Consider the following 14262-nt stretch of genomic DNA (forward strand, 5'->3'; position numbering starts at 1 on the left):
CGGTCTGCTTGCGCGTTTGCCGCGGGGAGCCAAGGGTGCCGCGGTCGGTTGAGGCTCGGACGATCCTGATCTCCGTGCCATGAGTGGGGCAGGCAAGGGTGTGCTCACCGTCGCGGTGGTGGGCGCCGGGCTGATGGGTCACGGGATCGCGCAGGTCTTCGCGGTGCATGGCCATTCCGTACGGATCACCGATGCGGCGGCCGGGGTCCTGGCGACTGTACGGGATCGCATTGCCGTCAACCTCATTGACCTTGGCGAAAATCCGGCGGCGGTGGAGCGCGTCCTGCCCTGCGCGCTCCTGGCCGATGCCGTCGAGGGCGCCGACTACGTGGTCGAGGCCGCGGCCGAGAACCTCGATGCCAAGCAAGCGCTCTTCGCTTCCATCGAGGCGGCAGCGCCTTCGCATGCCATTCTGGCCAGCAACACGTCGGTCATCCCGATTACCTCGATCATGAGCGGACTACGCGACCGCTCGCGGTGTCTGGGCACGCATTGGTGGAACCCACCTCACCTTGTGCCGCTCGTCGAGGTGATCGGCACGGAATGGACCCGTCCCGAAGTGGTCGCCTGGACGCTCGATCTGCATCGCGCACTGGGGAAGACCGTGATCCACGTCAAGCGCGACATCCCCGGCTTCATCGGCAACCGTCTGCAGGCGGCCCTTTGGCGGGAGGCGATCGCACTGGTCGAGCATGGCATCTGCGACGCGGCGGATGTCGACGTCGTCGTCAAGGCCAGCTTCGGGCGTCGCTTGGCGGTGCTCGGCCCGTTGGAGAACGCCGACCTGATCGGCACCGACCTGACGCTTGCAATCCACCAGACGATCATGCCGGCAATCGATGCGAGGTCGGATCCATCGCCCTATCTGAGCCGGATCGTGGCCGAGGGTCGGCTCGGCATGAAGGCTGGACAGGGCTTCAAGAACTGGACGCCGGATGAGGCCGACAGCGTTCGACAGGCACTGACCCAGCATCTGAAGGCCGCCCGCGAGCGGGATGATCCTGGTGATCCCGGGACCGGCCAGACCGATCGATCAGGCTAGTGCAACGACGGCGCCGCAGGATCGAACACGGCGGATAACGACCAGGAAGCACCGGGTCAGGGCGAATTCCAACGAGGTGGCCCGGCTCGCAGGCGTTTCCATCGCCGCCGTCAGCCGCGCCTTCACCCCCGGCAGCAGCATATCGCCGGAACTGGCAGAACGAGTTCACACCGCGGCACGCCAGCTGAAATATGTGCCGAACAAGCTCGCCCGCAGCCTGATCACGCGTGAGACCAATATCGTCGCACTGATGCTGCCAGACATGGCCAACCCGATCTTTGCCGCGATCCTGTCGGAGGCGAGCCAGCGGCTGGAGGAGATCGGCAAGCAGGTCCTGCTGTTCACGCCGCCGCGTATCGAGGATTTCGACAACTCGCTGCAACGCATGCTGCAATACCAGGTGTATGCGATCGTCATCGCCGCCGCGTCATATCGAGCCGGATGGCAGCACTTTGCCTGGACCGTCACGTGCCCGTGGTGATGATCGGGCGCCACCTTCCTGGCCTGCCGGTGCATAGCGTGCGCGGCGACGCGGCAGAGGCCGGTCGCCTCGCGGCCGAGCTGATGCTGCAAGGCGGTGGCAGGCGCTTTGGCATCATTACCGGGCCTGACGAGCTTTCCACCATCCTGGAGCGGCAGAACGCGATCCAGGTGCTGCTCGAGCAAGCCGGCCTCGCACCGTCCATGATACAAGATGGTCATCTCACCTCTGATGGCGGCTACAACGCGGCACTTGACATCATGCGTCGGCCGACGCCGCCGGACTCGCTGCTGTGCCTGACCGACGTGATGGCGCTGGGTGCCATGGATGCGATCCGGCACAGGCTGGGGATGCGGGTGCCGCAGGACGTCGCGGTGATCGGCTTCGACGACATCGCCGAGGTGGGCCACTCCGTCGGATCAGCCTATCCGTCCGGTCTTCTTATTTCGAGCGTGACGCATAGCTCGTCTCGGTTGCGAGACGGGGCGAAGATCATTTCTTTCCCGACCGATACCAATCCGTAGTCACGCATTACCACCAGTGAGCGTTCGTTCCCGACCTGCGCGGCTGCCTCGATGGCGTCGACATCAAGAACTCGGAACGCTTCCGGGATCCCGGCCGCCACCGCCTCTCGCATGTATCCGCGCCCGTGGTGGTCCTCACCCAGCCAATAGCTGAGAAGCGCCCGGCGCTCGGCGCTACGGGTAACGCTGAACCAGCCCAGGAACGCCTCGTCTCGCATTCGTTCTATTGCCAACGGCAACATGTCGCCACCCGCCAGGCTGGCGAGCGCATGATCAATACGTCGCGTCGCCATCTCGACAGTGAACGGAACGGGCCACGAGATGACCCACCGACTGACGGAGGGAGTCATCAAGCGAGAAACGTCCGAGGCGTCGCCGGGGCGTACGCAACGAAGTCTGAGACGCTTCGTGGTGAGCGGGTCGAGCATGTCAGGACCATTGGCATAAGCAACAGGCCAGGCATTACACCGGCGAGAGCTGCCCTGCCAGATTCCCGTCACGTTCTGAGACTCTGGAGACGTACGATGGGTTTGAAGAAGATTATCGAGGGTGCCTATCTCGTGCCCATGGACAGCGCCAATGCCGTGTTGCTCGATGGGGTCAGACCGCGTTTCTCTGGCGAGGCGAGCGCCTGTTGATCGGAGGTGACGTCGGATTGAATATTCCTGGCCTCAGCGATGCGCTGGTTTTCGAGACTATCGAGACAAGGCGACGCAGCCAGCGCAGGCTCGCCAGCCATAGCTTTGCGTCTTAACTTCAGACCGCGATGAGCGTGGCTTCGCTCGCAACCGGCGCGGCATTGGTCAAATGGCGCCTGAGTGCCAGCGGGTAGAGCAGATGTTCCTGTCGTAGCACGCGTGCGGCGAGCGTCTCGGGGGTGTCGTCGGGCGCGACCGCGACTGCTGCCTGGCCGATGATCGGACCTTCGTCCACCGCCTCGGTGACCAGGTGCACGGTGCAGCCATGCAGCTTCACTCCGGCCTGGAGCGCGCGTTCGTGGGTGTGCAGACCGGGAAAGGCGGGCAGCAGGCTGGGATGGATGTTGAGCATGCGGCCGTGCCAAGCCTCTACCAGGAACGGGGTCAGCCGGCGCATGTAGCCGGCGAGACACACGCATTCGACGCCAGCGGCGCGGAGTTCGGCGTCGATCGCCTGCTCGTGCGTTTCGCGGTTGCCGCCAAAGGTGCGATGCTCGATGGCCAGCGCTGGGATGCCGGCATTCCGCGCGAGATCAAGGCCGGCGGCGTCGGCACGGTTGCTCAGCACCAGCACGATATGGGCCGGATAGTCCGCGTCGTCACAGGCGGCGATCAGGGAGGCGAGGTTGCTGCCGCGCCCGCTGAGCAGGACCGCGACAGACGTGCGCGCGGATCCGCTCAGGCGCCGAAATCCGGCAGGCTGGCGAAACGCAAGGAGCCGGTCGTCTCGATCCTGCCGATCACCGCAAAATCCTCGCCGAGTTCCGACAGCAGGGCGGTGGCGCTGGCGACATTGTTCACCACCAGCGCCATGCCGATGCCGCAATTGAACACACGCAGCATCTCAGTGGGCGCGATATCGCCGGTGCGGGCCAGCCAGCCGAATACCGGCGGCAGAGCCCAGGCGTCGCCGTCGAGGACCGCGCCGAGCCCCTCGGGCAATACGCGCGGCAGGTTGCCTGGCAGGCCGCCGCCGGTGATGTGGGCGGCCGCGTTGAGCAGCCCGGCGCGATGCAGCGCCAGGGTGGCGTGGACATAGAGCCGGGTCGGCGCCATCAGCGCAGCACCGAGGGTTAGGCCTGGCGCAAACGGGCAGGGCGCGTCCCAGCCGAGTCCGGCGCGGCGCGCGACGTTGCGCACCAGGGAGAAGCCGTTGGAATGCACGCCGCTGCTCGGCAAACCGAGGACGATGTCGCCGGGGGACACACGCTGCGGCAGCAGGTGGCCGCGCTCCGCGGCACCCACGGCAAAGCCGGCAAGGTCGTAATGGCCGTGGTTGTACATGCCTGGCATTTCGGCGGTCTCGCCGCCGACCAGCGCGCAGCCGCTCAGCCGGCAGCCTTCGGCGATGCCGCGTACGACGCGCGCGGCGGACCAGGGATCGAGCTTGCCGGTCGCGAAGTAATCCAGGAAGAACAACGGCTCGGCGCCCTGGACCACGAGGTCGTTGACGCACATCGCAACCAGATCGATGCCCACCTGGTCGTGCAGCCCGGTCTCGATGGCGACCATCAGCTTGGTGCCGACTCCGTCGGTGCAGGAGACCAGCACCGGGTCGCGCAGCCCCGCCGCCTTCAGGTCGAACAGTGCGCCGAAGCCGCCGAGGCCGCCGACCGCGCCCGCGCGCAGGGTCGACGCCGCCGCCGGCTTGATCATCTCGATGAGCGCGTCGCCGGCCTCGATGTCGACGCCGGCGTCGCGATAGCTTGCAGAAACCATGGGCCGGATGCCTTGCTGCCTCAGATCCGCTAGATAGGCCACGCAGGGGGGCGGGGGAAGCATTGGCCGTCGAAAGCGAGGGGGAAGGCGGAATCGCGAGTGTGCGTCAGCTCGCGCTGCCGTTCGCGCATCGTCAGCATTTCGCCCGCGCCGACTTCGTCGCCGCATCCTCGAATGCAGCGGCGCGCGCCTGGCTCGAGGCCGGCGCGCGCTGGCCGGACCACCGGCTGGCCCTCTGGGGCGAGGCAGGATGCGGCAAGACGCATCTGCTGCATCTCTGGGCCGGAACCTACTCGGCGCTGCTGCTGCCCGGCACCGCGCTGCGCGGCCTGGGCGGGCTGGCGCAGGTCGACGCCGATATCGGCGGCATCGCGCTCGACGACGCCGACATGGCGGTCGACGAGCTGGCTTTGTTGCACCTGCTGAACGCGGCGCGCGAGCGTGCGCTGCCGGTGCTGCTCGCCGGCCGTGCGCCGCCCTCGCGATGGGCCGTGCGGCTGCCCGATCTCGCCAGCCGGCTGCGGGCGACCGCCGCGGTCGCGGTCGGCCAGCCGGAGGAGGCGCTGCTGCGGATTTTGCTGCGGCGGCTGCTGGCGGAGCGCCAGCTCGCGGTGCCGCAGCCGGTGGTGGAATGGCTGCTGCGGCATTTGCCGAGACAGGCACACGCCATGCGCGAGGCAGCCCGCCGGCTGGACGCCGCGGCACTCGCCTCCGGCACGGCGGTGACGCGATCGCTCGCGGCCGCCGTGCTGGATGAGCTGGCCTGAACGGCGCTACTGCTTCATGAACTGCGCGACGTTGTCCTTGGTGACGGTGTCGAGCCCGACATACTCGATCTTCTGTACGTGCTTGCCGTGCTTGAGCGCCAGCAGGGTGTCCATTGCCTTCGCCCCCATGGCTGCGGGCTGCTGGCCGATCAGCGCGCCGACCTCGCCGGCCTGAACTTCGGCAAGCTCCGCCGGCAGCGTATCGGCGGAGGCGACCACCAGCTTGCCGCCGTCGATTGCGCTCTTGTGGGTCTGGTAGAAGCTGTGGAACGCGGCCTGGGTGAATAGCGGCCAGCCGCCGACCGGAACGATCGCCGAGAGATCAGGGTGGCCGGTCATCAGGTCGGTCATCTGCTGGATGCCGGTGGCGCTGTCGTCATTGCAGAACGTCGGGCTACCGGCGACTTCCTTCCAGCCGGCCTTGTTGAGCACGTCGCGCACGCCGTCGACCCTTTGCGCGAGGTTCTCCGCCGCCGGGCCGCCGGAGACCATGGCATAGGAGCCGGGAGCGGGATGCAGCTTGACCACCTGCTGCGCCAGCTCTTGGCCGAGCTGCATGTTGTTGGTACCGACATAGGCCTGGCGGGCACTCTTCGGTGCGTCCGCATCGAAGGTGATCACCGGAATGCCGGCGTGGCGCGCCCGCGCGATGACCCGCTGCACCGAGCCCGCGTCGGCGACGGAGATGGCGATGCCGTCGATCCCGCGCGTGATCAGGTCCTGAATGGTCTGCACCTCGGCGGCGGCGTCCTGGTTGACTGGGCCGGTATAGACGCAGGTGACGTTGCCGAGCTTCTTGGCCTCGGCCATGCAGCCGTCTCGGGCAAGGTCGAAATACGGGTTGTTGAGCGATTTCGGCACGATCGCGAATCGGTAGGTCTTGGCCGAGGCCGGCAGGCTGCCAGCGGCACAGACCGCACCGGCGGCAACAGCGGCCAAAAGCAGTTTCTTCATGAACGTTTCTCCCCTTGGTGATGGTTCGCAGGCGGGGTCATTGCCCCAACCTGCGGCTGCGCAGCCGGTCGACGAACACGGCGGCGATGATGATGGCGCCCACCAGCGTGTCCTGCCAGTAGGTATTGACCCGGGCCAGCACCAGGCCGTTGCGGATCACCTCGATCAGGGCGGCGCCGACGATCGCCCCCAAGGGGCCGCCGACGCCACCTAGCAGGTTGGCGCCGCCGATCACCGAGGCCGCGATGATCCGCAATTCGTAGCCATCTGCGAGATTGGCCGGCACCGAACCGAGCCAGCCGCCGAGCAGGATGCCGGCGAACGCCGCCGACAGGCCGGAGGCGACATAGACGCCGACCTTGATCGCGGTGACCGGAACCCCGGTCAGTTCGGCGGCACGCTGGTTGCCGCCGATGGCGAACACGTAGCGGCCGCTGGCGCTATGGTGCAGGGCCAGGGCCATCAGCACGCCGAGTGCGAGAAGATAGATCAGCGGCACCGGCAGGCCGAGCAGGGTGCCGTCGGACAGGCGAAAGAACAGATTGCTGTCAGGACCACCGATATTGACACCCTGGCCGCTGGTGATGGCGTAGCACAGGCCGCGCACGATGCTGAGCATGCCCAGCGTGGTGACGAACGGGGCGAGCCCGACGCGGGCGATCAGCAGCCCGTTGATCAGGCCGATGAGCGCGCCCACCCCAAGCCCGGCGAGCACCGAGACCGCCATCACCGCACCGGGCACGCTGGCCAGCGACCCCGCGCCGAGCGTGCGGAACAGCAGCGCCATGATGATCGCCGACAGCGCCATCGTCGAGCCCACGGAAAGATCGATGCCGCCGGTGATGATGACCAGGGTCGAGCCCAGCGAGACGATGCCGATATAGGAGAAATCGGTCAGCACGTTGCCGAGATTGCCCAAGCTGAGGAACACCGGCGCGATCGCCGAAATGACCGCGATCAGCAGCAGCAGCGCCAGGCAGACATAGGCGGTCTGGCTGGCCAGGAAGCCGCGCGAATGCCAGGCGGTGCGGCCGATATTGGCGAAATCGCTCATGTGCTAAGGGCCGCTCCGCTTAGGCATGCTCGATCGCTCCGGTGATCAGGCCGGTGACTTCCTGCGGTGAGGAGTGCGCGATCGCCTTGTCGGCAACCACCCGGCCGCGACGCATCACCACCACCCGGTCGCAGACCTCGAACACGTCGGGCATGCGGTGGCTGATCAGCATGACCGCGATGCCGGCGTCGCGCAGCCGGCCGATCAGGGCCAGCACCTCGGCGATCTGGCGCACGCTGATCGCCGCCGTCGGCTCGTCCATCAGGATCAGGCGCGCGTCGGCCAGCCGGGTGCGGGCGATCGCCACCGCCTGGCGCTGGCCACCCGACATCCGTCGGACGATCTCGCCGGCACGTGTCTCGCTCTTCAGCTCGGCGAACAGCGCGCTCGTGCGCCGCTCCATCGCCGCGTGGTCGAGCAGCTTCAGCGGCCCGATCCGGCGATGCAGCTCGCGGCCGAGGAATACATTGGCGGTGGCGCTGAGATTGTCGGCCAACGCCAGGTCCTGGTGCACCACCTCGATACCGGCCTCGCGCGCCTGGTGCGGCGAGGTGAAATGCACCATCGCATCGCCGAAGCGCATGGTGCCGTCGCTCGGCGGGAACACCCCGGCGATAGTCTTCACCAGGGTCGACTTGCCGGCGCCGTTGTCGCCCATCAGGCCGACGATCTCGCCAGGGGCGACCGCGAAGCTGACGTCGCTCAGCGCCCGCACCGCACCGTAGGATTTTCCGATATGCTCGAGCTGGAGCAGCGTCACGGCAGCGGCCTGGCGCGCGCCTGACGCGCAGTCTTGAGCATGACGGACCTGCACTCCCCCTGGTCGCGCGCACCTCGGTCCGGGCCGCGTCCGTATTGTTGGACCAGAGCTAAGCATCTGGCTTTCGGCGGTGCAAGCGCGCGGCCATAGAGATCTCGAGCCGCGAGCCCGCCGTCAGCTGGCTTGCGGGAACACCAGCGTGACATGCGTGCCGACATCGGGCCGGCTGTCGATGGCGAGGCGGCCGCCGCACTTGTCGACGAACTCGAGGGCGAGGAACAGGCCGAGCCCGGTGCCGCTCGGACCGGTTCCAGTCGCCCCGGGGGCGCCGGCAGGCGCGGTCCTGGTCGTGAAGAAAAGTTCGGTCGCGCGCTCGGCGACGTCGGGCGGCATGCCGTGTCCGGTGTCGCTGACCCGCAACTCGACCGCCCGGCGGCCGCCAAGTGACGCGGCCGCCTCGCGCTCCGGCAGCAAACGCGTGGACACGGTCAGCACGCCGCCGGGCTGCATGGCATCCACGGCATTCCGCACGAGGTTGAGCAGCACCATCTCAAGCTGGTCCGCATCCAGGCGCGCCAAGGTTGGTGCCGCGGCGGGCTGGATGTCGAGCCGGATCGAGGCAGGCACCAATTGCGCCATCGTGCCCTCGAAGTCACGGATGACGCGACTAAGGTCGACCGTGCGGCTCTTGTAGACCTGGTGGCGCGCGAGCGAGAGCAGTTCGCTGGCCAGCCTGCCGGCCCTATGCGCGCCCCAGTCGGCACGCATGAGGTGGCGTTTCTGCATCTCGTCCGTGGCCAGGTCGGTCGCGCGTTCGATGCTGGCCAGCACCACCGTCATCAGATTGTTGAACTCGTGCGCGACACCCGAGGCGAGTGCCCCCATGCTTTCGATCCGCTGGCCCTGTCGGCGCTGCGCCTCGCGCCGGCTACTGACGTCGAACTGGCTGGCGAAAAAACATGACAGGTCGCCCGCGTCATCGAAGATCGGTGTGATGTAGAGCGCGTTCCAGAAGCCGGAGCCGTCGCGCCGGTAGTTGTAGAGCTCCTGCTCGATGGGGCGGCGCTCGGCGATCGCGCGACGGATCTGCATGACCGCCTCCGGATCGGTCTCCGGGCCCTGCATGAACCGGCAATTGCGGCCAAGGATGCTCTGCGGGTCGTAGCCGGTCATGTCGGTGAAGGCAGGGTTGACGAAGGCCAGCGGGCAGTCGGGACGATGCGGGTCGGCAATGACCATCGCCGTGCGGGCCTTCTGGAAGATCTGCGCAAAAATACCCCCAGGTTGAAGCCCCCCGCTTTCCAGCCGGGCGCTTTCCAGCAAGAGGCCGGCGGCGTGTGGGCTCGGTGCTTTGGTCGGCTCCTGGTTTGGCATGCTGCCTTTGCTTCACAAGGGCGCGTGGGGGACACGCTCTCGGGTTCGTGTCGTTCCTCGCCAGCGCGATGTGGACTACGCAGACAACGTCGGCCGCGCGCCGCACGTTCGACTGCGATCATGCACCGGCGGCACGCACGTGGGATAGCCCGGATGCATCACTCTCACGTCCTGTTGGTTGAGGACGAGGCCACAATCCGGATGATCCTGGCCGAGGTTCTGGCCGACGCGGGTTTCGTGGTCACCGAAGCTGCAAGCGGCGAGGTGGCCCTGCGGCTGTTCGACGAGGTGCGTGCGTTCGACCTGCTGGTCACCGATGTGCATATGCCCGGCCGGGTAAACGGGGTGGACCTTGCCCGGGCGGTGCGCGCGCGCTGGCCGGAGGTGCCGGTGGTGTTCGTCACCGGCCGCCCCGATGCGCTGCGCCGGTTCGGCGATCTTGGGCCGCGCGACCGCTTCGTGCTCAAGCCGTGCCGGTCGGCAACCCTGCTGAGCGCCGTCGAGTCCAGCCTCGCCGCCTGATCACACTGGCCCGCACTCTTCAAGCGGCACCCGATCTGGCCTAGTGTCCCGCGGTCGGGAATGGCGAGGTGGATGGTGGCCGACGGTACAAGCCTGGAGCAGCGGCCGCACGCGCGGGCCCAAGCGAGTTCGGCGCGTGCGCGTCGAGGCCGTCCGGCGCCGGAGGCCAACAGCGAGACCAATGTGCCCCCGATCGCTGTGCGCACGGTCGCTGTGCCCACGATCGCCGCGGATGCGCCCGAGCGATTCATCAACCGCGAGCTGTCCTGGCTCGACTTCAACCAGCGCGTCGTCGAAGAGGCGGAGAATGCGCGCAATCCGCTGCTCGAGCGGCTGCGCTTCCTGTCGATCTCGGCCGGTAATCTCGATGAGTTCTATTCCGTCCGCGTCGCCGGACTGGTCGGGCAGGTGCGCGAGGGTCTTGCGAGCCGCGCGCCGGATGGCCGCACGCCAGCCCAACAGCTGCGCGCGGTCGAGCGGCGGGCGCGCGCCCTGCTCGACGAGCAGCAGCGCATGTGGCGCGAGCTGCGCCGGGCGATGGCAGGCGAGGGCATCGCGGTCTGCGACCCCGGCGCCCTCGATGCCGCCGACCTGAGCTGGGCCGAGAGCTGCTTCATGGAGCGCATCTTTCCGGTGCTTACACCGCTTGCGGTCGATCCTGCGCATCCGTTTCCATTCATCCCCAATCTGAGCCAGGTGCTGGCTTTGCGGCTGTTGCGCGACGGCGACGAGCGTCAGGCGATGAGCGGGCTGATCCTGCTGCCGACCCAGGTCGACCGCTTCATGCGTCTACCCGGCGAGCTTACGCGGTTCATGCTGCTCGAGGATCTGGTGAGCCTGTTCCTCGATCGGCTGTTCCCGGGCTATCACGTCGGCGGCCGCGGCGTGTTCCGGGTCATCCGCGACACCGACGTCGAGTTCGAGGACGAGGCCGAAGACCTGGTCCGCTCTTATGAGACCGCGCTCAAGCGACGCAGGCGGGGGGTGGTCATCCATCTCGATATGAATGTCGGCATGCCCGGCGATCTCGCCGCCCTGGTCGCCGACGAGCTCGACGTGCCGCTTGACGAAATCCAGACGCATGACGGGCTGATCGGCCTGGTCGATGTCAGCCAGCTGATCATCGACGACCGGCCGCATTTGCTGTTCGCGCCGTATGCGCCGCGCTTCCCCGAGCGCATACGCGATTTCGGCGGCGATTGCTTCGCCGCCATACGCACCAAGGACATCGTTGTCCACCACCCGTTCGAGAGCTTCGATGTGGTGGTGCAGTTCCTGCGACAGGCTGCCCTCGACCCCGCCGTAGTCGCGATCAAGCAGACCCTCTATCGCACCTCGCGTGACAGTCCGATCGTCAAGGCTTTGATCGAGGCGGCGGAGAACGGCAAGTCGGTCACCGCCATGGTCGAGCTGCGCGCGCGCTTCGACGAGGAGGCCAATATCCGCCTCAGCCGCACGCTGGAGGCGGCCGGCGTGCAGGTCGTGTTCGGCTTTGCCGAGCTGAAGACGCACTGCAAGCTCAGCCTGGTGGTGCGTCGCGAGGGCGGGACCTTGCGCAGCTACGCGCATTTCGGTACCGGCAACTACCACCCGATCACCGCACGCATCTATACCGACCTCAGCTTCTTTACCTGCGACACCGCTCTCGCACGCGACTCCGCGCGCCTGTTCAACTACATGACCGGCTATGCCAGGCCGGCGAAAATGGATGCGATCGCGTTCTCGCCGCTGACCACGCGCAGCACCCTGGTGACCTTGATCGACGACGAAATCGCCCACGCGAAAGCCGGCCGGCCGGCGCAGATCTGGCTGAAGATGAACTCGATCGTCGACGAGGAGCTGATCGACAAGCTCTACGAGGCGTCGCGTGCGGGGGTGAAGATCCTGTGCGTGGTGCGCGGCATCTGTTGCCTGCGCCCGGGCGTGCCGGGTCTTTCGGAGAGCATCCAGGTCAAGTCGATCGTCGGTCGCTTCCTCGAGCATAGCCGCATCTTCGTCTTCGGCGGCGGCCACCGGCTGCCTTCGCGCGAGGCGCTGGTGTATATCTCCAGTGCCGACTGGATGGCGCGCAACATGGATTGGCGGGTCGAGTGCATGGTGCCGATCCGCAATCCCACGGTGCACGCCCAGGTGCTCGACCAGATCATGGTGATGGATTTGCGCGATAATTTGCAATCCTGGCAGTTGCACAACGACGGGAGCTGGCACCGACTCGAAGGCGGCGCGCGGCCGTTCTCCGCGCACGAGTATTTCATGACCAACCCGTCACTGTCGGGCCGCGGTTCGGCGGCCCATACCGCGCTTGCCGTGGTCCCGCGTCCGCTGCCGCGCCGGCCCGACCGTATCCTCGAGGACTGAGCGGCCAGGATGAGCGCACGCAAACCGCCGCGACGCACCGCCGTCGTCGATCTCGGCTCGAACTCGGTCCGTCTCGTGGTCTTCGAGGGGGTCGCGCGCAATCCGGTCAGCATCTTCAACGAAAAGGCCGTGCTGCGGCTCGGGCGCGGGCTGGAGACCACCGGACGGCTGAACGAGGAGGGGGTGGCCGGCGCCATCGGCGTGCTGGCCCGCTTCGAGGCGGTGGTGCGCGGCATGGGCGCGGACCTGTTCGAGGTGCTGGCCACCGCCGCGGTGCGCGACGCGGACAACGGCGCGGACTTCGTCGAGATGCTGCGCGATACCATCCCGAGTGCAACCATACGCATCCTGTCGGGACTGGAGGAGGCCGACTACGCCGCCACCGGCTTGCTGTGTGGCATGACCGATGCCGACGGGCTGATGGCCGATATCGGCGGCGGCTCGCTGGAACTCGTCTCACTTCGCGACGGCAGCATGGGCCAGTCGCAGACCCTGCGCCTCGGCGTCATCCGGCTCGCCGACCGCGCCGGCGGCGATATCGCCCGCGCCCGCGCCCTGGTCGAGACCGATCTCGACCGCGCCCCCTGGATAGCGGAGAGCAGCGGGCGCACGCTTTATCTCGTCGGCGGCGCCTTTCGCGCGCTGGCCAGGCTGCAGATCGCGCGCAGCTTCTATCCGCTCAACATCGTGCACCAGTACGAGCTGAGTGCGGCCGATGCGCGCGAGCTCACCGGCTGGGTGATCGGCGCCTCGCGTCGCGCGCTGGAACGCCTGCCGGGGGCGCCGCGCAAGCGTCTCGACGACATGCCCTATGCCGCGACCGTTTTGCGCCGGCTGCTGCGACGGGTGCAGCCGTCGCGCGTGGTGTTCAGCGTCGATGGCCTGCGCGAGGGCTGGTATATGCGCCGGGTCGCGGCGGACCACGCATCGGAGGACCCGCTGGAGGCGATCGCCCGCGAGATCTCGGCGCAGACCAGCCGCAGTCCGACCTTGCCGAGCGCGCTGATCGACTGGACGGCGCCGTTGTTCGAGTGCCAGACCCCTCAGGCGCTGCGATTGCGCGTGGCGGCCTGCTGGATGTCCGATTGCGGCGCGCACGACCATCCGGAATATCGTGCCGAGCAGAGCTTCTCACGCATCCTGCTGGCCCCTGGGGTTGCCTTCTCGCACCCGGCGCGCGGCTTTCTCGCGCTCGTCATGGCGATGCGCTACGAGGCCGAGCTCGATCAGGCGTTCCTGCAATCGGCGCGACGGCTGCTCGATGCGCAGTCCCTGCGGACTGCCGAAATCCTTGGCCTGTGCCTGCGGCTGGCCTACGTACTCTGCGCCGGCACGCCGCAATTGCTTGAGGGCACAGCACTCGCCCGCAAGGCCGACAAGCTGGTGTTGATCCTGTCGGACCAGCGCTCCGCCTCGAACGTGGACAGCGTCTCGCGCCGCCTTGACCGGCTGGCGCAGGCCATGGGGCTGGCGCCGCTGATTGAAGCGCCCCAATGAAGCACCCGACTTGAAACAGGTGGGCGCCTGGTGACCGCGGCGCGTTCCGACGGCCTGCTGCGGGTCGTGCTGCAGGGCGACGCCGCCGGCCATCCCGACGTGCCGTTTCAGCAGCGCGACCGCGAGCAGGCGACGCACGACCTTACGATCGGCGGCCATTTCGCCCTTGCCGGGGTCAGCGGCCCCTACGTGCTGCATCTGGCGGTTCAGGCAGGCCGTCTGATGCTCGCGGTCCACGACGCCGACGACACCCTGCTCCGCCACTTCGTCTTTGCGCTCAGCCCGTTCCGCCGGCTGATCAAGGACTATCAGCTGCTGGTCGAGAGCTACGAGGTGGCCATGCAGGACCATAACGCCGCCCGCGTGCAGACCATCGACATGGGGCGGCGCAGCCTGCACAACGAAGGCGCCGAGCTGATGATCGAGCGGTTGCGCGGCAAGATCGACGTCGACCTGGAAACCGCGCGCCGGCTGTTTACGCTGGTGTGCGTGCTGCACCGGCGAATTTGACC

Annotated in this window: 15 protein-coding genes; 8 read left to right on the forward strand and 7 right to left on the reverse strand. The window is 67.5% G+C overall.

Features of this window, described 5'->3' with window-relative positions; translation table 11 throughout:
* Positions 1–79 precede the first annotated feature (79 nt).
* The 3 genes from ACQY4K_RS01570 (at position 80) to ACQY4K_RS01580 (ending at position 2047) form a co-directional block, all read left to right on the forward strand.
* A complete protein-coding gene (locus ACQY4K_RS01570) occupies positions 80–1042 on the forward strand; it encodes a 3-hydroxyacyl-CoA dehydrogenase family protein (RefSeq protein ID WP_428392838.1) in 963 nt (320 codons plus the stop codon).
* 76 nt (positions 1043–1118) lie between these two features.
* Positions 1119–1523, forward strand: coding sequence for a LacI family DNA-binding transcriptional regulator (locus ACQY4K_RS01575; RefSeq protein ID WP_428392840.1), 405 nt, complete (start codon positions 1119–1121; stop codon positions 1521–1523).
* Positions 1511–2047, forward strand: a complete 537-nt coding sequence (locus tag ACQY4K_RS01580; RefSeq protein WP_428392842.1) for a substrate-binding domain-containing protein — start codon at positions 1511–1513, stop codon at positions 2045–2047. The genes ACQY4K_RS01575 and ACQY4K_RS01580 overlap by 13 nt, the downstream gene beginning before the upstream one ends.
* Here ACQY4K_RS01580 and ACQY4K_RS01585 read toward each other — a convergent pair.
* The 3 genes from ACQY4K_RS01585 to purM form a co-directional block, all read right to left on the reverse strand.
* Positions 1948–2475, reverse strand: a complete 528-nt coding sequence (locus ACQY4K_RS01585; RefSeq protein ID WP_428392844.1) for a GNAT family N-acetyltransferase — start codon at positions 2473–2475, stop codon at positions 1948–1950. The genes ACQY4K_RS01580 and ACQY4K_RS01585 overlap by 100 nt on opposite strands.
* Positions 2476–2803: 328 nt before the next feature.
* Positions 2804–3427, reverse strand: coding sequence for a phosphoribosylglycinamide formyltransferase (gene purN / locus ACQY4K_RS01590; protein ID WP_428396280.1), 624 nt, complete (start codon positions 3425–3427; stop codon positions 2804–2806).
* Complete coding sequence (gene purM / locus ACQY4K_RS01595; RefSeq protein WP_428392846.1) at positions 3424–4464, reverse strand: phosphoribosylformylglycinamidine cyclo-ligase; 1041 nt, start codon at positions 4462–4464, stop codon at positions 3424–3426. The genes purN and purM overlap by 4 nt, the downstream gene beginning before the upstream one ends.
* A gap of 101 nt (positions 4465–4565) precedes the next feature.
* Here purM and ACQY4K_RS01600 point away from each other — a divergent pair, with 101 nt between their 5' ends.
* Complete coding sequence (locus tag ACQY4K_RS01600) at positions 4566–5231, forward strand: chromosomal replication initiator DnaA (protein WP_428392848.1); 666 nt, start codon at positions 4566–4568, stop codon at positions 5229–5231.
* 6 nt (positions 5232–5237) lie between these two features.
* Here ACQY4K_RS01600 and ACQY4K_RS01605 read toward each other — a convergent pair whose 3' ends face one another.
* The 4 genes from ACQY4K_RS01605 to ACQY4K_RS01620 form a co-directional block, all read right to left on the reverse strand.
* A complete protein-coding gene (locus ACQY4K_RS01605; RefSeq protein ID WP_428392849.1) occupies positions 5238–6185 on the reverse strand; it encodes a sugar-binding protein in 948 nt (315 codons plus the stop codon).
* Positions 6186–6222: 37 nt separating this feature from the next.
* Positions 6223–7239: an ABC transporter permease gene (locus ACQY4K_RS01610; RefSeq protein ID WP_428392851.1), complete on the reverse strand. Its 1017-nt coding sequence runs from the start codon at positions 7237–7239 to the stop codon at positions 6223–6225.
* Positions 7240–7258: 19 nt separating this feature from the next.
* Positions 7259–7999 (reverse strand): ATP-binding cassette domain-containing protein, encoded by a 741-nt coding sequence (locus tag ACQY4K_RS01615; protein WP_428392853.1) that lies wholly within the window; start codon positions 7997–7999, stop codon positions 7259–7261.
* 174 nt (positions 8000–8173) lie between these two features.
* The gene (locus tag ACQY4K_RS01620) at positions 8174–9373 is read right to left on the reverse strand and encodes an ATP-binding protein (RefSeq protein ID WP_428392855.1); all 1200 of its coding nucleotides are present in this window, start codon (positions 9371–9373) and stop codon (positions 8174–8176) included.
* 153 nt (positions 9374–9526) lie between these two features.
* Between ACQY4K_RS01620 and ACQY4K_RS01625 the strand changes: the two genes are divergently transcribed.
* The 4 genes from ACQY4K_RS01625 to ACQY4K_RS01640 all read left to right on the forward strand — a co-directional run bounded on the left by ACQY4K_RS01625 (position 9527) and on the right by ACQY4K_RS01640 (position 14260).
* Positions 9527–9895, forward strand: coding sequence for a response regulator (locus ACQY4K_RS01625; protein ID WP_428392857.1), 369 nt, complete (start codon positions 9527–9529; stop codon positions 9893–9895).
* Between the two features lie 72 nt (positions 9896–9967).
* The gene (locus ACQY4K_RS01630; protein WP_428392859.1) at positions 9968–12253 is read left to right on the forward strand and encodes an RNA degradosome polyphosphate kinase; all 2286 of its coding nucleotides are present in this window, start codon (positions 9968–9970) and stop codon (positions 12251–12253) included.
* Between the two features lie 9 nt (positions 12254–12262).
* A complete protein-coding gene (locus ACQY4K_RS01635; RefSeq protein ID WP_428392861.1) occupies positions 12263–13750 on the forward strand; it encodes a Ppx/GppA family phosphatase in 1488 nt (495 codons plus the stop codon).
* Between the two features lie 30 nt (positions 13751–13780).
* Complete coding sequence (locus tag ACQY4K_RS01640) at positions 13781–14260, forward strand: UPF0262 family protein (RefSeq protein WP_428392863.1); 480 nt, start codon at positions 13781–13783, stop codon at positions 14258–14260.
* The last annotated feature ends 2 nt before the right edge of the window (positions 14261–14262 follow it).

It is taken from the genome of Lichenicoccus sp. (assembly GCF_965276875.1).
Classification (GTDB): Bacteria; Pseudomonadota; Alphaproteobacteria; order Acetobacterales; family Acetobacteraceae; genus Lichenicoccus.